This window comes from Corynebacterium guaraldiae, assembly GCF_053480195.1.
In genome coordinates this window covers 42,988-68,126 of the sequence record NZ_JBRBAU010000005.1, presented here as the reverse complement: position 1 = coordinate 68,126, position 25,139 = coordinate 42,988, and the positions used below count along the sequence as shown (strand labels likewise).

Here is a 25,139-nt window from a genome sequence, read left to right as displayed (position 1 = left end):
TGGTTATTGTTGCGGCCGTGGTGATGGATAGTTTTGGGCTATGACTGGAAGGAGCTTGAATCTGTCAAAAAGATTTAGTATCGGGATGTCGTGCAGGCAGTCGGGTGGCAGGGGAAATCGACTTAATTTTAAGCAAGGAGTAAGGTTACAAACGGAGCCCAAGCTGGGCCCAGAAAACTTGAGAAGTTCTTGAGCACTCAATTTTCTCTCATCGCTGACCACTACGGGCCCAGCGAATACTGAATCTCCGAAAGGAATCTCACCATGGCACTTGTCATTAAGAAGACTGCCGCAATCGCCATCGCTGCGGGTCTCACTTTTGCTGGCTCCGCAGGATTGGCTATTGAGAATGCAGCCCCGGCCGCTGCACAGGCGGAGCAGCCGGGTAACGAGGCTGGCTACTCCTTGACCATCACGAAGCGTGACCTCAATGGAGACAACTACGGGACGTCTAATGGTTCGAAGCTGGATGAGGCTGAGATCCCGGGTAAGACCCCAGATACTCCTGCAGGCTTCAAGTTCTCGATCATTCGCGTAACTCCAGCTACGGGTGCTGACAAGAATGATGCTTCGAAGGCCACTCCTGTTGAAGGTGCAACTGCTCAGGAAGGCACCACTAACGACCAGGGTGTCATCGAGTTCACCGGCCTTGAGGAAGGCGTCTACCGCGTCTCTGAGCTTGAGGTTCCAGCAGATTCTGGCTTCGTGCCGGGGCCCGATTTCTTGGTTTCCGTGCCGGTTACCAATGAGACCGGCACTGAGTTGATCAACAACGTTCACGTTTACCCGAAGAACACTCGTGCTGGCATTGAAAAGACCGTTCAGGATAAGGACAAGCACGGTGGTCAGGACTACACCTACACCATCAGCTCTGACATTCCGAAGGCAGTTTCGAGCTTGGACAAGCTTGTAAGCTACCGAGTGGTAGATGCTCTCGATGGTCGCCTTGAAGCTCCGACCGCTGAGAAGATCGAGGTCCGCCTGGGTACCGACTGGGATACCGCGACTAAGGTAGATCCGGCCAACTACACTGCTGAAATCACTCCCGCACCGTCGGCAGATGGGAAGCATAACATCAACCTTCAGTTCAATGACAAAGGCCGTGCCCTCTTGGCTGGACAGAAGGCGGGCACCAAGGTTCTGACCCGCATCACTACGAAGGCGCCTAAAGACGTTGAGGTCATCCCTAACAAGGCCCAGCTGTATTTCAACACCGGTAATGGTGAAGGTGAGTACGACCGCGAGTCCAAGGAAGTAAAGACCTACTGGGGTACCCTCAACATCAATAAGGTAGGTGAGGACGGGAAGACCCCGCTTCAGGGTGCAGAGTTCCGCTTGGTGAAGTGCCAGGCCGGTGAGGACGGCTACACTCAGCTTCCTAATACCGAAGATCTGACCGTCAACGATAAGTCTTCTTGGACCACTGGTAAGGACGGCAAGATCTCCATCACTGGAATTCACGCCACCGATTTTGCTGACAATGCCGATGACAACACTCTGCTGTGTGCGCAGGAGACCAAGGCTCCGACCGGCTTCCAGCTTGATGAGCGTTTGGTTCCGTTCGTAATTAAGCGCACGGACGAGGGCACCCAGACTGCTCCGGACGTTACCGGCATGAACGGCATCGAGAACGTGAAGGTTGAGAACCTTGCGTACTCCTTCGACCTGAAGAATAAGCCGAGCGACCGTTTCCTCCCGAACACCGGTGGTATGGGTATCACCGCTCTGGCTCTCGTTGGTCTCGCCATTGTGGGTGCCGGTGTATTCGTTGCTCGTCGTAACGCTGCCTAAGCGTGCTGTGCATTGCTGGTCTAGCGGCCACTGAACGCTAAACCAACATGCGGCGTACCCACGCGGGGAGGCGCCATTCAAAAGTATCCCCGCCTCTTTTAAACAAAGATTGGACACAGCATGAGCATCGCTACGCGCACACCTGCGCACAAGCACCGGCAGCAGCGCTCGCTACTACAGCGCGTTATTCTGCCCGTCGTTATCATTCTTGCTGGTCTATGCGTGCTCATGTACCCAGTCTTGGCAACGCAGTGGAACAACCACCTCCAGCAGCAAGTCACTGAGGAGTACGAGCAGGAGTTCCGCGATGCTTACCATGCTAAAGAAGCCAGTGAGCAGGTTCAGGCGGCGCGCAGCTACAACGCCGCGCATACCAATGGCCCGATTTTGGACCCGTGGCTAACTCGCATCAGCGAAGACAATATTGAATATCAGGAGTACCTCGTCCAGCTCAGCGGTGCACCGGCGATGTCCCAAGTTGTCATCCCCGCTATCGACGTAAAGCTGCCGCTGTACCACGGCACTAAGGACTCCACCCTTCAGCGCGGATTAGGACACCTCTATGGGACGTCTCTTCCCGTCGGAGGCGAGGGAACTCACTCGGTTATCACCGGTCACTCGGGTCTGACTAATGCGACCATGTTTGATGACCTTGAAGAGCTTAAAGCGGGCGATGCAGTTTACATTTCTACGTTTGGCGAGCGAATGAAATACCAAGTCTATGAGACCGAGGTTGTTCTGCCAGACCAAGTAGACAATCTCCGTGCAGATGGTGATCGTGACCTACTGACCCTTATCACCTGTACTCCATACGGCATCAACACCCACCGTTTGCTTGTTCATGCGGAACGCGTGCCGATGGACCCGGACGAAGAGCAGCTTATCGACGAATCCGCCTCCATCTTCCAGTGGTGGATGTGGTTGTTGTTGGGTGTTTCCCTCCTGGTCCTCCTAGGACTCATCTGGTGGGTTTACCGGGAAAAGCAGAAAAGCACTCACGCCGAGGAAGCTCAAGAGGAAAAGGAATCATAATGCGTAGGACCAAATACGTAGCGGCGATTGCTGCAGCGACAGTACTATCCTCGGGGCTCTTCCTTCCCGCAGCAGAAGCCCGCGTGATTAGTGGAAATGACCGAGGAATTGCTGCAGAAAGCGTCGATTCGCAGCGCTCAATTTCACTGGTCGTAGAGAAGGTCGCCACGAATCCTTTCGATCCCGTTCCCGCTGGTGAGAAGCCTCCTGCAATTTCTGGTGCAACCTTTACCTTGTCGGAAGTTAAAGGCATCGATGTCACCACATCTGCCGGCCGAGCAGCGGCCAAGAACATGGAGCTCGATGATGCTCGTGCTCAAGGCCTCGTGCGAGTTGTATCTCAAACAACTGGGGACGACGGGCGTGCTCATTTCGAAGGACTTAAGCCAGGGCTCTATCTTCTCGAAGAAGACGAACCGGACAGCGCGTTCAATTATCATGTTTCATCCCCCAAGCTGATTATTCTGCCTCTGGCGAATCTCGAAGGAACATCGTTCACTTATGAGAACGTCGTGGTGACCAAGTGGGATAAGGACAAAGATGTTCCTCCTCCATCGACAACACCGGTAACGACGCCCCGAGATACTCCGCCGCCAGAAAACACTCCGCCGCACAATCCTGGCACCCCTTCGAAAGAAACCACACCCCGAGTTCCAAACGGGCCGCATGAAGAACCCCCCACGAGCGAGCCGCCAGCGTCAAGCAACGGAGATTCTCCACTGGCGTCGACTGGTGCGAACGTTCTCTGGGCTGTAGGCCTCGGCAGCATGCTCGTATTACTCGGTGCCGTACTCGCACGGCGCAACGGAAACAAGCAAACACAATAAACCGCGGACTCTAGGAAAGAACGATTATGCGAAACTTTAAAAAGCCTGCAGCACGTACTGCGAGCTCGCGTACCCGCAACGCGATACGAGGAGTCTCCGCTGTGGTCGCTTCCTTCGCCCTTGCCGTGGGTCTAGGAACCTATCCGGTTGAGGTATCGGCGCAAGAATCCGTTTCTCCTGTAGAAACAGAGCCTGCCGAAACTGAACAGGCGGTGACGGTAAAGCGGGAGAAAAATGTAGACCATATCACCGTCAAGGACCCCCAGGGATACGTTTGGGATTTTGGGTTCAAAGCTTCCTTGGAGGATGTGTTTGCCATCAAGCGTGTTGGCAAGGGTGAGATCAAAGAGATCCGCAAGGTAACTATTGATGGGCATGAGATTGAACCTGAGTTCTACGGATTCGTGAACGCCGATAAGAACAATGACAAGGAGGCTGACGAACAGGAAAGCTACCTGGCCTTTGATATCCAGGCGCTGTACTCGGTTCCTCCGCGCCTCGTTGAATTTGAGGTTGAGACCACGGATGAGGCTGAGTACTCCGTAGCTGAAGCCGACGAAGTACCGTCCAAGAAAGAACTCAAGGAATCTGGTTTCGGTATGAAGACTTCCGAGACGATTGCAGAAGGGTCAACTGCAACTGAGACCGGCACTAATGCATCTGAGGATGGCGATGCCCTAGAGCTGTCCCCGGAGTCGGCAAACGCCGGGCAACTTCGCGCAGCACAACCGGGTCCTGTTTATGGTCAGCCGGGCGTATACGACCAAGAGCTGTCGCTGTCCAATCCCCAGCCGAAATTCCTCAACGGCAATCCAGAGTTGGGCATGACCGTGAACGAAACCGGTGAATGGCGGATGACAAGGTTCGCTATTAAGAAGGACCGAAATGATTCCAATACCAAGTCGATCACGGGCCCCGTTCGCATCCGCGTTGTGCGCAATGGCACGACTGTTGTAGACCGTACCTTTGAGGATCTCTATGAGAAGGAATGGAATTGGAATTCTCTTAATAAGTCTTATGACACGGAATTCCAGCTCATTCCGAAGGTGACTGATCTATATTTCCAAGGTGGCGACATCATCATCTTTAACCCAGTCGCACCTCCGAATGGCACGTATGCAGTGCAAATCTGGGGCCAGGACATGGACAATGAGTCCCAAGGCCACCGGGTCAATGTCACCGGCAACGGGGTTGAGTTGTCGGAACAGAAGACCGAGGGTGAGGACCCGTATAAGACTACGTTTACGGTGAAGGAGAACTCTCTCTTCGAGAATGCTCACCTCACCCTGAGTCCTTCCGCGCGACTCGAAGACGTTTACTTTGAACTGCCCATTGAGGGTTTGGGAGATGGTGTCACGCTTGAACACGAGGTAAAAACGTATTCGGATCGCGTCGAAATCACATGGTTCCCAACCAAGGATGGACAGCGGCTCAGCTCGGTCAAAGTTGCGAAGGATTCCCAGGTTGTTCTCCGCACCTCGTACCGTTCGGAGCCTACCCGCTCGGAAGATCTCGTCATTAACGGCTCGCGTGACAAGGACTGGGTGATTGAGCCTGAGCCAGGGCTTCCGATTGCCCCGATTGAAGAGAAGGATGTTCCCCCAGTAACTCCTTCAGGCGAGAAGTGTACCCAGCGCGATACAAAACCCGACAGCCGTCAGCCTGCTCGTAGCCTTACTGCTAGTGAGGCTCTGTACGGCACGAGGCGGTTTGTGGTGGCCAGCCCGAACAGTAGTAAAGACCGTATTTCTTCGCAGCTCTACCTGCAAGTACAAGATGAGACGGGAAACTATAAGACCCACGAAGTCGGGCCGAAAAGCGGATGGGTTTACAACGCAATCGCTTACAACGATAAAGATAACTACATCTATGCGATTAGTGAGCCTAGGACTGTAGATTCTGTCGGCCACATCGAGGACCCGTGTTTCCCTGCTGGGCATTTGCTTCAGATTAACCCCTACACTGGTGAGGTTTTCGACCTCGGACGCGTGCAAGGATTCCTTGGCGAATTACCTGAGCACGCTAGCAAAGTCGGTGAATACTCCAATGATCTAGGCAGCGGCATCAACGCGGGTACCTTCGACTCGAATGGAAAGTACTGGGTAGCTGCGTCATCAAGCTGGGGAGCCGGACGGCTCTACGAGGTTGACCTCGATCGGCTCACAGCAACTTCTAAGAATAAATTCCCCGCAAAACAAGCGGCTGCTACGCCATGGTCCATCGGACAAAATTACCGTACCGTATCTGAGGACATCGTAGCTCTTTCGGATGCCCCCAACTATGCGTGGGGAATTCAAAGCGGGTGGGCAAACCCAAGCACTCCGCAAAAGATCTGGCTTGAACGAATCAATCTCTCCACTGGCAAAGTTGATCGCATCGATATCACTAACCTGACTATGCCGTCCGGCCAGACCCTGTTTGGTTTTCTCGGGAACCCGAATAAAGCGCCGGTATGGGGACAAGGATGGGCAGAATCTGGCGATACCTTGGCCTTTGGCTTGGGCGGTAGCTCTTCCAAAGGGGGCGTAAGCCAAATTGTGGAAATCAAGGTCGGTAATGCTGCGGCCAGCATCGGAAGTGTGAAGCCGAGAATTGTTGGGACGAGAACTGCGCCCAGTTCTTATAACACTGACGGTACATCGGCAATTGCCCCTGATACCGTGCCTGAGCCGGTTGATCCTTTGGTGGAAAAGGATGCTGTTGAGGATCACGCAATTGCTAACGGCGATGGCACCTACAACCTGAAGTACACAATTACCGTGACCAACCCAGATAAAAATATGGGCGCAATCTATGACGAGGTTGTTGATAAGCCGGAGTTTCCGAACTCAGTGAAAATTCTGAAGACCTCGTGGACCAAGACTGATGAATTTGGTCGCAAGGCGGGATCCGGAATTCAGCAAGGAGCCGGCCCGTTCAAGCTGGCTGGATACGCTGAAATCCAACCTGCGGGTACCAAACAGTTTGGTCAAACCAGTAACGGTAAGCACGTCTTCGAAGTCGAGATGCAGGTGGCGATCGACGCAAATGCTGCAGCACCTAAAACTGGTGAATGCAAACCTGGACAAGGTTTCTTCAACACTGCCATTGTTGGAAATAAAGAAGATGATGGCTGTGTTCCTTATCCGGAAGAAGGAACCGATACGGTTCGTCTGCACCTAGCCAAGATTTCAAGCGATGATCTCAACAAGGAGAACGTCCTTGCTGAGGCAGAGAAGCTCAAGACCGCGGAGTTCGAGCTGCGTACGCTCGACAATGAGGGCAACGAGACGGGTGTTGCTACGAAGCTAACTTTGAATCAGGAAACCGGCACTTTTAGCTCGGAGGAACTCAAGCCGGGGCATTACCGCCTCGTTGAGACTAAGGCTCCGGAGTCCTACAGCCTGCTTACAAAGCCAATTGACTTCAGGGTGTCTGTGAGCGGTCAGGGCAAGGACGTGAAGGCGGATATTACCTTCGACGACCCAGAGGGCATTGAACTCATTGCTCAAGAGGTGGATTACAGCAAGGCTCCGAGCCAATGGAACCTTTCTTCAAAGGACGTGGTGATGACAGTCGCCAACGTATTCCAAGGCGATCTTCCCAAGACAGGCGGCGTTGGTTTGTGGGTACCAACGTTGGTTGGTCTGACCATCATCGGTCTCGGCGTGCTTCTCGCGACGCGACGCCGCCAGCTGAGCTAGAACCCACCCCTCAGGGGATGACCACCCGAAAACACTAAAGGTGTTGTGAGAGGAAACCTCACAGCGCCTGTTGTGTTTTGCTACGAGGCTGAGGGAGAACGCTAAGAAGGTGTTCCCGACGTTGAACTACGCGGCGTCGGCAAGCGCGGCACTCAAGGACACCGAGCTGGTCATCCTGGCCACCGAGTGGCAGGAATTCCGCGACCTCGACCCGGCTGAGGCTGGTGCACTCGTGGCCCGCCGCCACATTATCGACGGCCGCAACGTGCTCAGCGTCGATGCTTGGCGTGCCGCGGGCTGGACCGTCGAGGCGCTTGGTCGCGTCCTTCCGGCACAGTAAACGCCGCAATCACGGTGGTCAGCGGCACCGCGAGTGTCAAGGCCATCGCGCCCAGCAGGGAGCGCAGAACCTCCGTGGCGACGAGGTCGCTGGAGAGGATCTGCAGGGCTGGGCGCTGCGCCGCCGTGATGAGCATGAGCAGGGGAAGGGCCGCGCCGGTATAGGTCAGCACGATGGTGTACACCATGGAGGCGATATGGTCGCGGCCCACTTTCATCGCTGAGGTAAAGAGCGCGCCGGGCCCCACCGTCGGATCGGCGGCGTGCAGCTCGCGCACGGTGGAGGCCTGCGCCACCGCGATGTCGTTGAGGCTGCCCAGCGCGCCCACAATGAACCCGCACAGCAGCACGCCCACAACGGGCACCCCGGGCATGTAGAGCAGCAGCTTGAGATTATCCTCCGAGCTGGAACCCGTCAGTGCCGTGCTGCTTATCGACGCCCACCCCAACGCCCCCGACAACGCCAGCGCCACCAATGCTCCTCCTAAGGCGGAGGCTGATTTCCAGTTCACGCCGTGCACGAGAGGAACGGCGAGAAAAAGGATGGCCGCGCAGGTAACGAGCGCCAGCGGCAGCGCCGAATGGCCCTCGATGAGGGAGGGGATGAGGTAAAAGAAGACGATTGCCAAGCTGATTACTAGGCCCAGCAGTGCGCGCAGTCCGTGCCAGGCGGCGAAGCCGACGATAACAAGGGCCGCGATAATAGCCCATAACGCAAGGTTTCCACTGCGCTGAAAATCAGCGAAGGCATAGGTGCCATCCGCGGAATGGGAAAGCACTATCTCATCGCCCTGGTTTAGGATCGGGTCACTGGCCAGGCCGTGGAAGATGAGTTGGGTTTTGCGCCCCGTGTCCTCGCCGGAGGTCAGATCTATCAGTGCGCGGGTGCAGCTGGTGTCCTCGCTCGCGGCGGGAATCAGCGGGGCTTCGTCGAAAGCCCGGCCGGCATGGGGATCGCTGCAAAGATGATGATCGATGCGGTCGACGGTTCCGGTCACCTGTGGCTGATTGAGCGCATAGGTAGCGAAGAAATCGGCGCTGGTGTGCTCGGATGGCGGGGTGGTGGGGCGTAGTAGAAACAAACCCGCAAGCGTTATCAGGGCGGAGAGGCTAAGAAAACTGATGAGCCCAGTACGCCACGGATTCAGGTTAGTCATGCCTATCATTGTGAATGAGTTTCATTAAAAAGAAAACTAATGATGACACGATCAACAAGTTATCCACAGGCTGGCGGCGGCGCCGTTGTGCGGTGCGGGTGGGGCGTTTAGCGTTGCTGGCATGAACCTTGTGGAAGCGCATCTTCGCAGCCAGGCGGCGGGCATCGAGCTCGTCGCCGGCGTTGCGGGGCTCAGCTTCGAGCAGCTTCGGGTGTGGGGTCCGGAGTCTGCGGCACGCTCTCTGCTGGCGCTTTTCGACGTCTACTTTGCCTCCACCTCCTTCACCCGCAAACAGGCGCGTGCCGTTTCGGCCGCCCGTGCCAATGGGCACGACCTTCCCACGTTGCTGCTCATTGAACGCTTCGCGGGAAGGCTGAAGAAGCAGCGCCAGGCGTGGGACCTGCGCATTGAACTGTGCGGAATCACTGGCGATGAGAAGGCCGTGGCCCGCTATGCGCGCAAGCGCATTCGCGAGCTCAGCCCGCCGCCCACGCCGAAGCCGGGCGTGACAATTCGCCGGGGAAAGGAGCTATCCAAGCTCACGCTCACGGCCCCGGCGGCGCTCATCGAGGATTTGCGGCCCAATATCGATGAGGACGATCCTGTGGGTTCCTTCACGGCCGCGTTTCGCGAGGGGCGCCTCGCCCGCCCCGTTCCCCAGCCCCTCGCCGTCATGGAGCTTCCCGAATACGCCACAATCTTGGGCCGCTTGGGCGACCCGTCCACCCCGCGCCCCGACTCCGCCGCAACTCCGGTTTCCAGCCAGCCAGCGTCTTCCGCAACCCAATCCACCAACAATGAGACACGTGGTGCTGATACCGCGGCACCCGACCTTGGGGATATCGTGATTCAGTTATCCAACGGCGCCAAGATTACGGGCAAAGAACTTATCGAGCGCGAGCTCGCAGAAGAAGGCCTCGTCATGCTCGTCGACCGTGTCAAAGGCCCCGTCGAACTCCACCGCACCCAGCGCGTTGCCTCGGAGAAGCAGCGCATCATGGCTTGCGGCGAGCAACCCACCTGTGCCTGGGGCCGTTGCTTGTGTGGGGCTGATCATTGCCAGATACACCACATCAAGGAATGGAGAAACGGCGGCGAGACAAACCCAGAAAACCTCACCCCGCTGTGCAAGTATCACAACGCCATCAATGGTCTCCCGGGCCGTGGCCGTATCGTGCGCGAAAACGGCAAGATTAAATGGGTGCCAGCCGGCCCCCGCGAGCCGCGCGAGCCGGCCCATCCGCACCGAGCACCGCGAGCCCAGCGCATCCGCGAGCATCGCGACGACACCGCAAGCCATGACAGTGCTCAGCCAAGCGCCCGCACTGCAGAGCCCGCCACGCCGCCAGCACGTTCCGAGCCGGGAAGCCCCGCCCCGCCCGACCGCTAACGCTCGAGGCAAAGGGAGCGCGAACGCTTTCGCGCCGAGTGTGCTTCTTTACGCCTCCCCGATCGTGGGAAGCTTGGCCGTCAGTAGCATGCAGTGCTACTGGCGGTAGCTCACCAGGAAGTTGCCGAGCCGCTCAATCGCGTTCTCCAGCTGCGAAGCCCACGGCAGCGTGACTACGCGGAAGTGATCCGGCGTAGGCCAGTTGAAGCCGGTGCCCTGCACCATGAGGATCTTCTCTGCGCGCAGGATGTCCAGCATGAGCTTCGCGTCATCGTGAATCTCATACACCTCCGGGTCCAGGCGCGGGAAGCAATACAGCGCGCCCATCGGCTTCGTCACGGACACGCCCGGAATCTCGTTGAGTTTCTCGTATGCGACATTGCGCTGCTTGAGCAAGCGCCCGCCCTGGCCGGTGAGCTCATAAATGGACTGACGCCCGCCCAGCGCGACCTGAATCGCGTGCTGCGCCGGCACATTCGGGCACAGGCGCGTGCCCGCCAGCAAATCCAGGCCCTCGATGAAACCGCGGGCATGGGATTTCGGGCCCGTCAGCACCATCCAGCCGGCGCGGTAGCCGGCCACGCGGTAGGCCTTCGACAGGCCATTAAACGTGATCGTCAGCAAGTCCGGCGCCAGCGAGGCAATCGAAATGTGCTTCGCGCCGTCATAAAGAATGCGATCATAAATCTCATCCGCCAGAATCAGCAGATTGTATTCGCGTGCTACCTCAACGATTTTCTGCAGCGTTTCACGCGAGTACACCGCACCCGTTGGGTTATTCGGATTAATGACCACAATGGCCTTGGTCTTCTCCGTTACTTTTGCGCGAATATCCTCAATGGACGGATTCCAATCATCCTCTTCATCGCACAAATAGTGCACAGGTGTGCCACCCGCCAGCGACGTCGCCGCCGTCCACAGGGGGTAGTCAGGGGCGGGGATGAGAACCTCATCGCCGTCGTCAAGCAGCGCCTGCGTGACCATCGAAATCAGCTCGGAGACGCCGTTTCCCAGGTACACGTCATTGACGTCGAAGCTGGGGAAATCCTCCAGCTCATAGCGCGTCACAATCGCGCGCCGCGCCGGGATAATGCCCTTCGACGTGGAGTAGCCCTGGGAGGTCGGCAGCGCCGCAATCATGTCGCGCATAATCACGTCCGGCGCATCGAAACCAAACACCGCCGGGTTGCCGGTGTTGAGCTTCAGAATGCTGTGCCCGTCGAGCTCCATGCGCTCGGCCTCAGTGGAAACCTCGCCGCGAATATCGTAGGCAACGCCTTGTAGTTTGGTGGATTGATCAAAAATCCGGTTGTGTGTCATGCCGGATATGTTACTTCTGGTTCCACTGCTCCAGCTTGCGTTTGGCCAGATTCATCGCATCGCCGGTGATTTCACTTGCTTGACGACGCCTCTCCGCCCACTGCGCCTGCTCCAACGCCCGCATCTGCGCGCGTTCCTCCGCACCGGCGGCCTTGAGCTCGCGCATGCGCTGGCGCTCAATCTGGCGCGGCGACGGGCGGTGCCAGGATTCCGGCCCCACCTTGGCCACGTACAGCATGATCCACAGCGCCGGGATGAGGAAGAGCAATCCGGTACCGGTCAGCGCGGCGGTGACGCCGGACAGGGCAGCAAAGGATGCAATCGAGCCGAATAAAAGCCCCAGTGAGCCCACCATGGCCGTGGCCAATCGGGGCTTCCGGGTTGATTGGTAGGCGCGCTCCATCTCACCTTGGGAGTAAATCTTGAGCTCCGTGCTGGCCTTGGTGGGGATATCCATGAAGACGGCCGCCAGCTCGCGGCGAGTCGTCGCCTCCATGATCGCGTCGGTGCGCTCTTCAAACTCGTCCATCGATAGACGGCCTTCACCCAAGGCCTGGGCGAGGTCGTTGACGGCGTTGGTCCGTTCGGCGTCGGAAAGCCGCATGCTGAAAGGATTAGTCACAATAGCCATCCTAGCAGCCTATTTAGCGTGCTCCTTTTCGCGCACGAGGCCGGAGAGGAACGGGAAGATAGCCACGGTGAGCGCGCCGCCGGCGATGAAGATGGAGGCTGTTTCACTATCGACGATGCCGGAATCCACCGCCAGCGTCATGACCGCCACGATGATGGGCAGGCCGGTTGCCGCGTAGAGAGCCACTTGGAGGCGCTCGCGGGTAGTTTCGACGTCGGAGCCAGTTTGGTGGAGGTTTTCGCGCAGGAACACCGGCAGGCCGCGGGTAACCAGGATGAGCAGCGGGATTCCGAGGACCTTGAGGGGCTCTTCCACGATGACTTTCCAGTCAATAGCCATGCCGGAAACCACGAAGAAGACGGGGATGAGCATGGAATAAAACACCACGTCGAGGCGGTTCTCCAAGCCCTTATGAAACTCATCGGGCACGATGCGGTTCAAGATGATGCCCGCCGCGAAGGCGCCCAGCACGATATCGAGCTCAAAGACGGCGGTGACCGCCATGAGGATAGCCAGAATCAAAATGATGAGGCGCATGATGGTCTGGTTCGTTGAGCCCGCCCCGGAAATGAAGGCGTCCTTGAACCACGGCATGAGCGTCGTAATAGCAAAGGGCATGATGGCCACTGCCACCGCGATTGCGATGAAGGCCAGAAGAATCAGCATCGTTGTCCACGTGGAGCGCGTTCCCAGAAGGAGCGCCATTGCAGTAATTGGCGCGACCTCACCGATAGCTCCGTGGATGACCACGGAATCGCCCACCCGCGTGCCAAGGAGCTTGTCCTGTTTGAGCATCGGCGTGATGGTGCCGAGGGCCGTGGACGTCAAAGCGATAGCCATGACGATGGCGCCGGGGATGTCATCCATGAGGAAGTACGCGCCAACGCCACACGCCACCATGCAAATGAGCCACGTGGAGAGCCCCGTCGCGGCTTCCTTCGACTTCAGACTGGCGAGGTCGATTTCAAAGCCCGCAAGCAGGAAGAGCGCCCCGACGCCGAGCTCCTTAATCATGCCGATGCCGGGGTCTTCATGGGCCAGACCCAACATCGATGGACCGATGAGCATGCCGAAGAAAATGAGCAGCGCTACGGCCGGCATCTTTTTGCCCATGGCATGAGACACCAACGGCGCCAACAGCGCTACCGCCATAATCCATGCGAAGGACACCAGCGAGTTGGTGTAGTTGGTCTCGCCCGAGGCGAGGACGTAAGCTACGTCAGTTTGCATGGAGTAGAGCGTACCTGTGGGGTATCAGGCACGCCTAGCGCACGCGGTGCTGCTGTGGCCGACGTCGCACTAGTCGCCCTTGCTTGCCGACGCCCCCGGAGCCTTCGGCGCCCCCGGGGCACTGGGTGCCGCTGGCGCGTCTGGCACAGATGGTGCCTGAGGTGCGCTGGGTGCAGTTGGAGGTTTCGGTGCCGAAGGAGCAGCCGGGGCACTAGGCGCTGCGGGTGCCTTAGGTGCGCTGGGGGCCGCCGGTGCACCTGGGGCGGAAGGAGCGGTTGGGGTAGCCGGTGGTGTCGGAGCGGATGGAGCCGTTGGGGCCGCCGGTGGTGTCGGGGCGGACGGCGCCGCAGGAGTGCTGGGCGCAGTTGGAGGCGTCGGTGCCGAAGGAGTAGCCGGGGCACTAGGCGCTGCGGGTGCTTGCGGGGCGCTTGGTGCGGACGGCGCGGCGGGTGCGCTGGGGGCAGCCGGAGCCGCCGGTGCAATCGGAGCGCCAGGGGAGGAAGGAACCGTTGGAGCAGTAGGCACGGTTGGCGCGGACGGAGCTTGGGGCGCAGTGGGTGCTGCAGGAGCGCTGGGGGCAGCCGGAGGCGTCGGCGCTGCAGGTGCCTGCGGCGTGCTGGGCGCAGACGGCGTTGCAGGTGCTTGCGGCGCAGAGGGAGCGCTTGGTGCGGAGGCATTCTGCGGCGTAGGGGCCTGCGGAGAGCTTGTCGGGGCAGATTGCGCCGCGGGTCCTTTCGGGGAAGGCGCGTTGGAGACCGGCAGGCGGCGAGGCGTATCGAGGAAGGCCTTCTCACGCGGGGCAGGAAGGTCGCCGGAGGGGGCGATGGCGCTGCGCAGCATGAGCGCCACATCGCTGACCTGAGTTTCCGGTGCGATGGATTTCACGCCGCCCGTGAGCATGACGTTGCAGAACGGGCAGCCCGTCGCGATCTGTTCCGCGCCCGTTGCCACGGCCTGCTCCGAGCGGAACTCGTTGATGCGCTTGCCCAGCTTTTCCTCCATGAACATGCGCGCGCCACCGGCGCCGCAGCAGAAGGCCTCGTCGCGGTTGTGGTCCATCTCCGCCAACGATGCACCGGTCGCCTCCACGAGCTCACGCGGCGGGTCGAAGACCTTGTTGTGGCGGCCCAGGAAGCATGGGTCGTGGTAGGTCACCGGCTTGCGGTTCTCCGGGGAGCGCGGCACCGGGACCAGCAGCTTCTCCCGCACCAAACGGTTGAGCAGCTGCGTGTGGTGCAGCACGTCGAAGTGGCCGTCGAAGTCGGGGTACTCGTTGCGAATCGTGTTGAAGCAGTGCGGGCACGTCGTGATGATTTTGCGCTGGCCTTTGGGGACGCCGGCAAAGGCGTCGTTAAGCGTGGCGACGTTTTGCTCCGCCATCACCTGGAACAGGAACTCATTTCCGGCACGGCGCGCCGGGTCACCGGTGCAGGTCTCGCCCGTGGCCAGCACACCGAACTTCACGCCGGCGGTGTGCAGCATGTCCACCACGGCGCGCGTCGTGGCGCGGCCCTTGTCGTCATACGTACCCGCGCAACCGACCCAGAACAGGTACTCCAGGTCCGAAAAATCTTCCGCGTCCTCACCAATAATCGGCACCTCGATGCCATCGGCGCGCGCCTCATCGATCCACACGCGGCGCTCCGAGGCGTTGCGTCCCCACGGGTTGCCCTTCGTCTCCATGTTCTTAAACAGCCCGGTCAGCTCCGACGGGAAGTCGGACTCCGCCAGCACCTTAAACCGGCGCAGGTCCGCCACGTGGTCGATGTGCTCGATGTCTACCGGGCACTGGTCCACGCACGCACCGCAGTTGGTGCAGGCCCACAGGACATCATCATCAATCGTGCCCGCCATCGCCAGCACGTTGAGCCCCTCGTGCGGGTTGTAGTTATCCAGCGCGCCCTGGCGCAGGTCCATCATGAGCTTCTTCGGGCTCAGCGGCTTCTCGGTGTTCCATGCGGGGCAGAGGTCCTGGCAGCGGCCGCATTCGGTGCAGGAGGAGGCGTCGAGAAGCATCTTCCAGCTCCCCGGCTCGAGGTCCTCCAGGTCCGGCGTGGGCACAGCCCCCAGCGCCTTTTCACCCGTGGCGTTGCGCTGGAAGAAGATGTTGAAGAAGGCCATGAAACGGTGCCACATCACGCCCCACTGGAAATAGCGCGCGATGCACGCGATGAACACCAGGCCCGTCAGCAGCTTCACCAGGGCAAAGAATTGCACCATGCTTGGCGACGTCCCCATAACCCCCGCCACACGCATGGTCAAGAAATCAGCCCACGGGGACCCACCGCCATATGTGGCGATCGCAGCGGCCTTGACGGCGAGCATGCCGAGACCTTCGAGGAAGACGATGGCCTCCACCAAGCGTGCGGGGAAGACCTGCGAATTGTAGAAGCGGCTGCCGCGCTCGGTGTGGCCGAGTTTCAGGCGCACGCCAATGAGGAAGCAGATGCCCAGCACGGTGCCGATCGCGAGGACCTCTTCGATGAAGTGGTAGACCGGCCAGTCGCTGAGCCACGGCCAGCCTTTATCGGGCGCGAAGGTTTGGATATAGGCCTCGAACCACACGATGGCGCCGAAGAGGAAGCCCACCATCACGAGCCAGTGCGCGGCATTGACCAGCGGCCGGCCCTTGAAGTGGGTATGGCCGAAGACTTCGATAAGCACGCGGCCGAGGCGCGCCAGGGGGCGGTCGGTACGGTTTAGCTGCGTGGGGCCGCCGGAGCGGATGAACCGAAACAGCGCCGTGAGGCGGTAGAAAAAGTACAGCCACACCGGGACCGATGCGGCGATGGCAACCCAGCCGAACATGCGCGCTCCTTTAATTGCTGCTGTGTGTGCCTCTTACCTTAAATCCTCGGCCCCGAAATCAGTGAGTCAGGATTCAGCTAGTGTTTTCGGAGGCCGAGAAATAAGCTGACGTGTATGGGAAGAATCAGTGCGCCGAAGGCGGCGGTGGGGCTTATCGCAGGATTTGCGGCTTTCGGCGTGACGGGGTTTGCAGTGGCGCAAGGCGGTCTGACGGCGAACCTGGCGCTATCGGGAACGTTCTTCAACGTCAACATGCGGCACTTGGAGGGCGAGGCTTTCTCGCTCTTCGTGGATAGTGACAAGAAGGGCGAGGAGGACGTGCCGACGGCCCGGTTGAAGATGGAGCACGCGGTGGCCTCGGATCTTTGCCTCTACGTCACGACGGACCTGCCGGCGGTGGGGGAGGCCACGCTGGCGCTGAAGGCGAAGGGCGATAACAGCGTGGAGGCCACCGACTTGTTGGTTGGTGCGTCGGACATCGAAGGCTCGTTGGTCATGGAGGACGCGAACGTGGGCATCGATGCGCGCCAGCTGTCTACCACCGCGGATCCCGGAACGTGGGGCCTGTATGCAAAGAAGGTTTCGCTGACTGCCGACGACGTCCGCGCCACCTCCATCGGCGCCAAGACGCTGTCAGCACAGAACGTGGGTGTATCCGTGGAACGGGGCCGCGGAAATGGCTGCTGATCGGTTTAAGGCGTGGCGCGGTGGGCGGCCGTTCATCCCGGGCTTGCTGCTCATACTTTCGGGAATCGTCATCGCCACGCCCGCGTATTTCACCGTGCACATCTCGGACCTGCTGGTCATGATTTCCACGGTGTCGGGCGTGTCCACGCTGCTTATCGGGGCGCTGTTGGTCATGTTCGGCTTAGGAGCGTGGTTTCGCCCGGCCACCTCGACGTATCTGGGAGTGCTCGGCATCATCGTGGCCGTGATTGCGCTGCCTACCTCTAACTTGGGAGGTTTTCTTATCGGAACGCTCCTCGGCATCATTGGCGGCGCGCTCACTTTGGCGTGGGAGCCTACCGATGTTTAAGCACCGTCCTTCGCGCTCACGGAGCGTTGTGATCGTGGCCGCCATGGTCGCTGCGGCGAGCGCGACGGGCGTGAGCGCGCAGGTCGCTCCGGCACAGCCCTACTTCTCCACCGTGCAGGCGGACGAGGTCACGCTAACGGGAAACGTGAAGGCCACGCTGGGCACGATGCCCACCCGCGACGGCGAGGTGCGCGTTATCGAGCTCACCGGCGATCGCCTTGCCGTGCGCAACCTGGCCATCACCTTGCCCGGAAACGCCGGCGATGGCCTGCTCACCACCGGTGGTTCAGTAACCACCGTGGAACCCGCGCGCATCGTGGCGACCTTGCTGACCGCCACCCCCACCGTCGAAGGCGCGCGTACTGTGCCCGTCACGGCGGATCTCACCAGCGGCGATATCAATGCCGTCCTCGATCAGCTCGGTATACCCCAGCCGAATCCTGTCCCGGACGCCGAGCTTCCCGACGCCCTCATGGAGCACCTTTCCTTAAGCGACGTCACCCTTGAGCTGGCGAACCTCACGGGTGACACGTTCTCGGCCCCGAGGATGTCCGTGACCGTCGACTAGTCCTCGCGGAACTGGGACTGGTGGAGGCGCCAGTAGGCGCCGTGGGCGTCGAGAAGCTCGGCGTGGGTGCCCTGTTCCACGATGCGTCCTTCCTCCATGACGATGATGATGTCGGCGTCACGAATCGTGGACAGGCGGTGCGCGATGATGAAGGAGGTGCGGTCAGCGCGCAGCGCGTTCATGGCGTCCTGAACAAGCACCTCGGTGCGGGTATCCACGGAGGAGGTCGCCTCATCGAGGATAAGGAGCGCCGGCTGCGCCAGGAAGGCGCGCGCGATGGTGATGAGCTGGCGCTCGCCGGAGGAAATCGCGCCATTGTCCTGATCGATGACGGTGTCATAGCCCTCAGGCAGCGCGTGGACGAAGCGGTCCACGTAGGTGGCCTTGGCGGCGGCGATGACCTCCTCGTCGGTCGCGTCGAGGCGGCCGTAGCGGATGTTGTCCATGATGGTGCCCTCGAAGACCACGGCGTCCTGCAGCACCATGCCCACCTGGGAGCGCAGCTCGTGGCGCGACATCTGCGCGGTGTCGACGCCATCGAGGCGGATGGTGCCGGAATCGATGTCGTAGAAGCGCATGATGAGGTTGACCAGCGTGGTCTTGCCAGCACCCGTGGGGCCCACGATGGCGGCGGTCTGGCCCGGCTCCACGCGGAGGGAAAGGTCCTGGATGAGCGGGGCATCGTAGCCGAAGTCCACGTCATCGAACTCGACGAGGCCCTTGGCGCGTCCACCCAGGCGGGAGGTGGTCTCCTCGGCGGGTTCTTCCTCCGCGTCGAGGAACTCGAAGACGCGCTCGGCCGAGGCCACGCCCGATTGCACCTGCTGCATCATTCCGCCGAGCTGGCCCAGCGGCTGGTTGAACTCGCGGGAGTACTGGATGAAGGCCTGGGCGCCACCCAGCGTGAGGTTGCCGGAGGCCACCTTCAACGCGCCGAGCACCGCGATGACCACGTAGGACAGGTAGGAGATGAACTGCATGATCGGCATCATCATGCCCGCCAGGAACTGCGCCAGCGAGGCGGAGCGGAAGAGCTCCTCGTTGCGCTTATCAAAGTCCTCCGTCATGGAATCGATGCGTCCGAAGACGGTCGCCAGGTCGTGGCCGGAGAAGGCTTCCTCGACCTGCCCGTTGAGGTCACCGGTGGCCTTCCACTGCGCCTTGAACTGCTTCTGCGCGCGCGAGCCGACGACCCCGATGACCACACCGGTCAGCGGCAGCGCCAGCAGCGCCACGAGGGCCAGCTGCCAGGACACGGTGAACATCATGACCGTGATGCCGATGACCATGAGCAGGTTATAGAACAGCTGCGAAATGGCCTGCTGCAGGGCCGTTTGGACGTTGTCGGCATCGTTGGTGGTGCGCGAAAGAAGGTCGCCGCGCGACTGCGTATCGAAGTAGTTCAGCGGAAGCCGGTTGATCTTCGCCTCGATGCGCTCGCGCAGATCGAAGACAACCTTCATCACCAGCGAGTTGAGCAGGTAGCCCTGCCACCACTGGAAGAGCGAGGACACCACGTACATCGCAATCACGATGCCGATGACCGTGCCCAGCTTGGAAAAATCAATGCCGAAGCCAGGGTTCAAGTCCATGGCGGAGGCCATGTCCGCGAACTTATCCTGCCCGCCCGCGCGCAGAGCGGCGATGGCCTGCTCCTTGGTCATGCCGGCGGGCAGGTGGCGGGAAATGACACCGGAGAAGATGACGTCGGTGGCCTTGCCCATAACCTTGGGCGCGGCCACGGCGAGGAACACGCACACGAGGTTCATCGCGGCAATCGCGACAAGCTGCGCCTTGAATGGCGCGAGCAGACCAAAGAGACGCTTGGCGGAGGGCCAAAAATTCTTGGCCTTGCGCGGCGCGTTTTCGCCGGTCTTCTGCTCGATCTCGGCTTCTAACGTCGCGTTGTCTTGCTCAGTCATTTATGCCACCTCCTGGGATTCCACAATTTCGCGGTACGTCGTCGAGCTTTCCAACAGCTCCTCGTGCGTGCCGCGGGCCACGACGCGCCCGGCGTCCATGACCAGAATCTGATCCGCATCCACGATCGAGCTCACGCGCTGCGCCACGATGATGGTCGTCGCCTTCGCGGTGTATTCCCGCATGGCGTCGCGTACCGCGGCATCCGTGAGCACGTCGAGCGCGGAGAAGGAATCATCAAAGAGGTACACCAGCGGCCGCGCCACCAGCATGCGTGCGATGGACAGGCGCTGGCGCTGGCCGCCGGAAACGTTGGTGCCGCCCTGGGAGATGTGCATGTCGAGGTCCTCGACGAAGTTTGCCTGGGCCACGCGCAGCGCTTCCCACAGCTCCTCGTCGGTGGCGTCCGGGGCGCCGAGGCGCAGGTTGGAGGCCACGGAACCGCTAAACAGGTACGGCTTCTGAGGCACGAGGCCCACACGCTTGACGACGTCCCCTCGTGCCATATCGGCGATATTGGTGCCGTCGAGAAGCACGCGCCCCTTCGTCGGGAGGTAGAGGCGCGGGATCAGGGAGAGTGCGGTGGTTTTGCCGGAACCGGTCGCGCCGATGAGAGCGGTGGTGGTGCCGGGGGTGGCGGTGAAGGAGACGTCGTGAAGCACGGGCGCTTCGGCGCCGGCGTACTGGAACGTGACGTTGTCGAACTCGACTACTCCCTCGGAGCGTTCCGGGGTGAGCGGGGTAGCGGGCTCGACGATGGAGGGATCGTGCTCGAGGACGTCGGTGATGCGGCGCGCGCAAATGACGGCGCGGGGCAGCATCATGGCCATGAAGGTGCCCATCATGACCGCCGCGAGGATCTGCAGCAGGTACTGCAGGAAGGCGGTCAGGGAGCCGACCTCCACGAGGCCGTCGTCGACGCGGTGGCCGCCGAACCACAGAACTGCGCCCGTGGCTACGTTCAGGATGACGGTGATGATGGGGAACATGAGGACGAACAGCTGGCCCACCTTGAGCGAGAGGTTGGTGATGTCGCGGTTGGCGGTGCGGAAACGCTCGGCCTCGTGCTCCTCGCGGGTAAAGGCGCGGACAACGCGGATGCCGGCGATTTGCTCGCGCAGCGTGCCGTTCATGACGTCGAGTTTTTCCTGCCAGGAGCGGAAGAGCGGCATGAGGCGCACGATGATGACGGAGATGGCGGCCAGCAGCACGATGACGGAGACCGCGACGAGCCAGGACATTCCGGCGTCTTCGCGGATGGCCATGATGATGCCGCCGATGGACATGATGGGGGCGGCAACCATGAAGTTGAGCATCATCATGTAGACCATCTGGACTTGCTGGACATCGTTGGTGCCGCGGGTAATGAGGGTGGCGGTGCCGAAGTTGCTCATGTCTTCGGCGGAGTAGCGGGTGACGCGGCGGAAGACTTCGGAGCGCAGGTCGCGGCCGAGGCCCATGGCGGTGCGGGAGCCGAACCAGATGGCGGCGATGGCGGCGCTGACCTGGATGAAGGCCACGATGAGCATGATGCCGCCGGTGTGCCAGATGTAGTCGATATCAACTTGGGCAACGCCCTTGTCAATGATCTTCGCGTTGAGCGAAGGAAGATAAAGCGTTGCTGCGGTGGACAGTGCTTGGAGAAGCAACACCGCGATGACGTAGCCGGTATACGGCTTCGAGCGGGATAGGAGGATACGTAGGAGTTCCATAGACCAACGTTTCATGTGAGCGGCCTGGAAAGGCCAAAGGTCAATGACCGCGCAAGTCTATCCCGCTAGACGCGAGTGCGTCTAGCGTGGGGTATCGTCAGCAGGCTTCCCTTATAACGCGCGGGCGCTAGCCCGCGCTAGAAGCAGACCGGGGCGCGCTGGGCCCGCGCCGTGACAGCGGCCCAATCCTCGACGTCGTCGGTGGGCTGGCACAGGCCCTCCCACGTGGTGATGGCCACGCCGCGGGCCATGAGCTCCAAAAGAACAAGGTGGCGGTCTCCGGAAGCGGAGAGCTGGTTGAGATCCGAGTGGTTGATGTCCGCGTCTGGGCCATAGCCCACGCGCACGTTGCCGATGAGCCGCAAGCGCGGCGTTGTCCCCTTCGAGCACGGCTCAGCAACGGATTCCGCGCCGGAGAGCCCGGCGAAGCGGCGCAGCAAACCGAAGGGCGCGGGGCGCTCGCAGTAGAGGTCCACGCACAGCCCGGCCCTGATGAGCCGTTCGGCGGTGGAGAGCGCGGCGGGGCTGTCCCCGACAATTGCGACACGCTGCATGAGAACCCCTTCAGTTCGGAAGAAATAGACTGTCTAGTCTGTAAATCTAGTCCGCTCGGTTCATTCTGGCTAATTTTTATTCTTCCTAGTACCCAAGCTCACAGCCATCGCGCCCCACTGTGGGGCTGCGCACACGCCCGCCTCCCTTTAATGTGAGGTGTCATGACCGAACCGATAAACCTGCTGGACCGCGGCGACTACCGCGATCCCAGCATTAGCCCCGAAGGCACCCGCGATACCGCGCCGCTTGAGCCTGCCGTGGCCCAGCGAAACCAGGAACTCGTCGAGGAGTGGGCCGACAAGCTTTATGACGCCTCCGCCGAGACCATCACCGAATGGGCCGCCGAGCACGCGCCGGGCCGGCTCGCCGTCACGATGTCTATGGAAAACACCGTGCTGGCCGAGCTCGCGCACCGCGCCCACTTAGACGCCGACCTCCTTTTCATCGACACCGGCTGGCACTTTGAGGAGACGTTGGGGGTGGCGGGGGACGTCGCCAAGCGCTATGCGGATCTGCCCTTGGTGAGGGTCCTGCCGATTCTGAGCCCCGAGGAACAGGACAAAATTTACGGTCCGCGCCTGTATGCGCGCGATGTGGCGGCGTATAACCGTATGCGCAAGGTGGAGCCTCTCAACATGGCCATGGACCCCTACGTCGGGTGGGTCACCGGCCTGCGCCGCGCCGATTCCGAGCACCGCGCGAGTGCCCCGGCGCTGAGCCTGGACCGCACGGGCCGGCTGAAGATTTCCCCGATCATTACGTGGGATCTGGACCAGACCGACAAGTACATCAAGGAACACGACCTCATCATCCACCCCCTCACCCTCAAGGGCTACCGCTCCATCGGCTGCGCGCCGTTGACCTTCCCGGTAGGCGAGGGCGAGGATGCGCGCTCCGGGCGCGTTTTCGCTGACGGCAAGACAGAATGCGGGTTGCACGAATAATGACTCTTTCACCACACCTTAAAGACTTAGAGAACGAATCCCTCCACATCCTGCGCGAAGTCGCCGGGCAATTCGACAAGGTAGGCCTGCTCTTTTCCGGCGGCAAGGACTCCGTCGTCGTCTTCGAGCTCGCCCGCCGCGCCTTTGCACCGGCCACCGTGCCCTTCGAGCTCATCCACGTCGATACCGGCCACAACTTCCCGGAGGTCATCCAATTCCGCGACGAGCTGGTAGAAGAAACCGGCGCGCGCCTGCACGTCGCCCACGTCCAGGACTGGATCGACCGCGGCGACCTCCAGGAGCGCCCCGATGGCACCCGCAACCCGCTGCAGTCCGTGCCGCTGGTGGAGACAATCGCGGAGCGCGGTTACGACGCCGTCCTTGGTGGCGCGCGCCGCGACGAGGAACGCGCCCGCGCCAAGGAGCGCATCTTCTCCATCCGCGATTCCTTCGGCGGCTGGGACCCGCGCCGCCAGCGCCCCGAGCTGTGGGACCTGTACAACGGCGGCAAGATGGCCGGCGAAAACGTCCGCGTCTTCCCCATCTCTAACTGGACCGAGTCCGATATTTGGGAGTACATCGGCGCGCGCAACCTGCAGCTTCCCTCCATCTACTACTCGCACCAGCGCGAGGTGTTTAACCGCAACGGCATGTGGCTGACCCCCGGCGAGTGGGGCGGCCCCCGCGAGGACGAGCCGTTGGAGACCCGCACCGTGCGCTACCGCACCGTGGGCGATATGTCCTGCACCGGTGCCGTGGAATCCACCGCTGCCTCGCCCGATGAGGTGCTCGCGGAAATCTCCATTTCCACCCTGTCTGAGCGCGGCGCCACCCGCGCCGATGACAAATTGTCCGAGTCCGCCATGGAGGACCGCAAGAAGGAAGGCTACTTCTGATGACGACTACCCTCGCACCGAATGTCGGCGCGCTGAAACAGCGCGATACCCTGCGGCTGTGCACCGCCGGTTCCGTCGATGACGGCAAGTCCACTTTCGTGGGCCGCCTGCTCTATGACACCAAGTCCGTGCTGGCGGACCAGGTGGAGTCCATGGAGCGTTCCTCTGCCGACCGCGGCTTCGACGGCATGGATCTCTCACTGCTTGTCGACGGCCTCCGTGCCGAGCGCGAGCAGGGCATCACCATCGACGTGGCCTACCGCTACTTCGCGACCGATAAGCGCACCTTCATCCTGGCCGATACCCCCGGCCACGTGCAGTACACGCGCAACACGGTCACCGGCATGTCCACCTCCCAGGTGGTGGTGCTGCTTGTCGACGCCCGCAATGGCGTCGTCGAACAAACTCGCCGCCACCTCAACGTGGCAGCACTCTTGGGCGTGCGCCACGTGATCCTGGGCGTGAACAAGATCGACCTGGTGGACTACGACGAGGCCACCTTCCGCGCGATTGAGGCTGAGTTCAACGAGGTCGCCGCGCGCTTGGGTATCACCGATTCGGTGGCTATCCCGATTTCCGCGCTGAAGGGCGATAACGTGGTGGAACGCTCCACCACCATGGACTGGTATGAGGGCCCGACGGTCCTCGAAACGCTGGAGACCGTCCCCGTGGCCACCGGCCGCGCCGATGACCTGGACCTGCGTTTCCCCATCCAATACGTCATCCGCGAGCACGCCTCCGATTACCGCGGCTATGCCGGGCGCGTGAAGGCCGGGCACGTGGCGGTGGGGGATGAGGTGACGCTGCCGGGCGGGCGGACCTCGACGGTTACCGCGATCGATACCACCGACGGCCCGCTTGGCTCGGATGAGGCGGCGCGCGCCGGGGATTCCGTGGTACTTAGGCTGGCCGATGACATCGACTTGGCCCGCGGCGACCTCATTGCTGGAACACAGCGCCCGGAGGAGGTGCGCGAATTCGCCGCCACCGCGGTGGTCCTTACAGACAAGGAGCTGCGCGCGGGACAGATGGTGAAGCTGCGCTATGGCACAGCATTGGTCAAGGCGCGCGTGGCATCGGTGGACCGCATCCTCGACCTAGACGGCGTGGCGGATGTTGGGGCCCCGGAGTCCGCGGCACTCAATGACATCGCTTACATCTCTGTCCAAACGCAGGCGGAGCTTCCCGTGGAGGACTACGCCGCTCGCGGCGCGGTGGGCAATTTCTTGCTCATCGATCAGTCCAGCGGCAACACGCTGGCAGCAGGCTTTGTGGGCCAGCGCCTGCGCTAACCCGCGAG

The 25,139-nt window shown here is 60.9% G+C and carries 19 protein-coding genes and 1 pseudogene; 12 read left to right on the top strand and 8 right to left on the bottom strand.

What is annotated here, in order from left to right:
- The first annotated feature begins 264 nt into the window (after positions 1 to 264).
- The 5 genes and pseudogenes from ACUY3D_RS05315 to ACUY3D_RS05295 all read left to right on the top strand — a co-directional run.
- The gene (locus ACUY3D_RS05315) at positions 265 to 1,791 is read left to right on the top strand and encodes a SpaH/EbpB family LPXTG-anchored major pilin (protein ID WP_448240510.1); all 1,527 of its coding nucleotides are present in this window, start codon (positions 265 to 267) and stop codon (positions 1,789 to 1,791) included.
- A gap of 120 nt (positions 1,792 to 1,911) precedes the next feature.
- On the top strand, positions 1,912 to 2,823 hold the full coding sequence (locus tag ACUY3D_RS05310) for a class C sortase (protein ID WP_448240509.1): 912 nt from the start codon (positions 1,912 to 1,914) through the stop codon (positions 2,821 to 2,823).
- A complete protein-coding gene (locus ACUY3D_RS05305) occupies positions 2,823 to 3,650 on the top strand; it encodes a pilin N-terminal domain-containing protein (RefSeq protein WP_448240507.1) in 828 nt (275 codons plus the stop codon). The genes ACUY3D_RS05310 and ACUY3D_RS05305 overlap by 1 nt, the downstream gene beginning before the upstream one ends.
- Positions 3,651 to 3,751: 101 nt before the next feature.
- The gene (locus ACUY3D_RS05300) at positions 3,752 to 7,333 is read left to right on the top strand and encodes a DUF6923 family protein (protein WP_448240505.1); all 3,582 of its coding nucleotides are present in this window, start codon (positions 3,752 to 3,754) and stop codon (positions 7,331 to 7,333) included.
- 94 nt (positions 7,334 to 7,427) lie between these two features.
- Positions 7,428 to 7,673: pseudogene (locus ACUY3D_RS05295) on the top strand (UDP binding domain-containing protein); the annotation flags it as partial.
- On the opposite strand, the gene ACUY3D_RS05290 reads toward ACUY3D_RS05295, so the two are convergent.
- Entirely contained in the window at positions 7,603 to 8,829 is a 1,227-nt protein-coding gene (locus tag ACUY3D_RS05290; RefSeq protein ID WP_448240503.1) for a YibE/F family protein, read from the bottom strand. The pseudogene ACUY3D_RS05295 and the gene ACUY3D_RS05290 overlap by 71 nt on opposite strands.
- Positions 8,830 to 8,950: 121 nt before the next feature.
- On the opposite strand from ACUY3D_RS05290, the gene ACUY3D_RS05285 reads away from it, so the two are divergent.
- Complete coding sequence (locus tag ACUY3D_RS05285) at positions 8,951 to 10,219, top strand: HNH endonuclease signature motif containing protein (RefSeq protein ID WP_448240502.1); 1,269 nt, start codon at positions 8,951 to 8,953, stop codon at positions 10,217 to 10,219.
- A 96-nt stretch (positions 10,220 to 10,315) separates the two neighbouring features.
- On the opposite strand, the gene ACUY3D_RS05280 is transcribed toward ACUY3D_RS05285, so the two are convergent.
- The 4 genes from ACUY3D_RS05280 to ACUY3D_RS05265 form a co-directional block, all read right to left on the bottom strand.
- On the bottom strand, positions 10,316 to 11,539 hold the full coding sequence (locus ACUY3D_RS05280) for a pyridoxal phosphate-dependent aminotransferase (RefSeq protein WP_193634727.1): 1,224 nt from the start codon (positions 11,537 to 11,539) through the stop codon (positions 10,316 to 10,318).
- Between the two features lie 10 nt (positions 11,540 to 11,549).
- Complete coding sequence (locus ACUY3D_RS05275) at positions 11,550 to 12,170, bottom strand: DUF1707 SHOCT-like domain-containing protein (protein ID WP_448240499.1); 621 nt, start codon at positions 12,168 to 12,170, stop codon at positions 11,550 to 11,552.
- A gap of 9 nt (positions 12,171 to 12,179) precedes the next feature.
- Positions 12,180 to 13,400 (bottom strand): cation:proton antiporter, encoded by a 1,221-nt coding sequence (locus ACUY3D_RS05270; RefSeq protein ID WP_448240497.1) that lies wholly within the window; start codon positions 13,398 to 13,400, stop codon positions 12,180 to 12,182.
- Positions 13,401 to 13,469: 69 nt separating this feature from the next.
- On the bottom strand, positions 13,470 to 16,208 hold the full coding sequence (locus tag ACUY3D_RS05265; protein ID WP_448240495.1) for a (Fe-S)-binding protein: 2,739 nt from the start codon (positions 16,206 to 16,208) through the stop codon (positions 13,470 to 13,472).
- Between the two features lie 114 nt (positions 16,209 to 16,322).
- Between ACUY3D_RS05265 and ACUY3D_RS05260 the strand changes: the two genes are divergently transcribed.
- Genes ACUY3D_RS05260 through ACUY3D_RS05250 form a run of 3 tightly spaced genes read left to right on the top strand, consistent with a single transcriptional unit; the run spans position 16,323 to position 17,812 of the window.
- Positions 16,323 to 16,895 carry a DUF6230 family protein gene (locus tag ACUY3D_RS05260; RefSeq protein ID WP_070523701.1) on the top strand — a complete coding sequence of 191 codons (573 nt, stop codon included), beginning with the start codon at positions 16,323 to 16,325 and terminating at the stop codon, positions 16,893 to 16,895.
- Complete coding sequence (locus tag ACUY3D_RS05255; RefSeq protein WP_070531987.1) at positions 16,885 to 17,244, top strand: DUF6114 domain-containing protein; 360 nt, start codon at positions 16,885 to 16,887, stop codon at positions 17,242 to 17,244. Before ACUY3D_RS05260 ends, ACUY3D_RS05255 begins: the two co-directional genes overlap by 11 nt.
- Positions 17,237 to 17,812, top strand: coding sequence for a hypothetical protein (locus ACUY3D_RS05250; RefSeq protein ID WP_448240493.1), 576 nt, complete (start codon positions 17,237 to 17,239; stop codon positions 17,810 to 17,812). The genes ACUY3D_RS05255 and ACUY3D_RS05250 overlap by 8 nt, the downstream gene beginning before the upstream one ends.
- Here the strand turns inward: ACUY3D_RS05250 and ACUY3D_RS05245 are convergent.
- The 3 genes from ACUY3D_RS05245 to ACUY3D_RS05235 all read right to left on the bottom strand — a co-directional run bounded on the left by ACUY3D_RS05245 (position 17,809) and on the right by ACUY3D_RS05235 (position 21,998).
- Positions 17,809 to 19,734: an ABC transporter ATP-binding protein gene (locus ACUY3D_RS05245; RefSeq protein ID WP_070683637.1), complete on the bottom strand. Its 1,926-nt coding sequence runs from the start codon at positions 19,732 to 19,734 to the stop codon at positions 17,809 to 17,811. The genes ACUY3D_RS05250 and ACUY3D_RS05245 overlap by 4 nt on opposite strands.
- Positions 19,735 to 21,444 (bottom strand): ABC transporter ATP-binding protein, encoded by a 1,710-nt coding sequence (locus ACUY3D_RS05240; protein ID WP_448240588.1) that lies wholly within the window; start codon positions 21,442 to 21,444, stop codon positions 19,735 to 19,737.
- A gap of 137 nt (positions 21,445 to 21,581) precedes the next feature.
- Positions 21,582 to 21,998, bottom strand: coding sequence for a methylenetetrahydrofolate--tRNA-(uracil-5-)-methyltransferase (locus ACUY3D_RS05235; protein WP_448240491.1), 417 nt, complete (start codon positions 21,996 to 21,998; stop codon positions 21,582 to 21,584).
- Between the two features lie 162 nt (positions 21,999 to 22,160).
- On the opposite strand from ACUY3D_RS05235, the gene ACUY3D_RS05230 reads away from it, so the two are divergent.
- Genes ACUY3D_RS05230 through cysN form a run of 3 tightly spaced genes read left to right on the top strand, consistent with a single transcriptional unit; the run spans position 22,161 to position 25,131 of the window.
- Entirely contained in the window at positions 22,161 to 22,943 is a 783-nt protein-coding gene (locus ACUY3D_RS05230; protein ID WP_448240489.1) for a phosphoadenylyl-sulfate reductase, read from the top strand.
- On the top strand, positions 22,943 to 23,839 hold the full coding sequence (cysD, locus tag ACUY3D_RS05225) for a sulfate adenylyltransferase subunit CysD (protein WP_193629452.1): 897 nt from the start codon (positions 22,943 to 22,945) through the stop codon (positions 23,837 to 23,839). Before ACUY3D_RS05230 ends, cysD begins: the two co-directional genes overlap by 1 nt.
- Positions 23,839 to 25,131, top strand: a complete 1,293-nt coding sequence (gene cysN / locus ACUY3D_RS05220) for a sulfate adenylyltransferase subunit CysN (RefSeq protein WP_448240487.1) — start codon at positions 23,839 to 23,841, stop codon at positions 25,129 to 25,131. The genes cysD and cysN overlap by 1 nt, the downstream gene beginning before the upstream one ends.
- Positions 25,132 to 25,139: the final 8 nt, after the last annotated feature.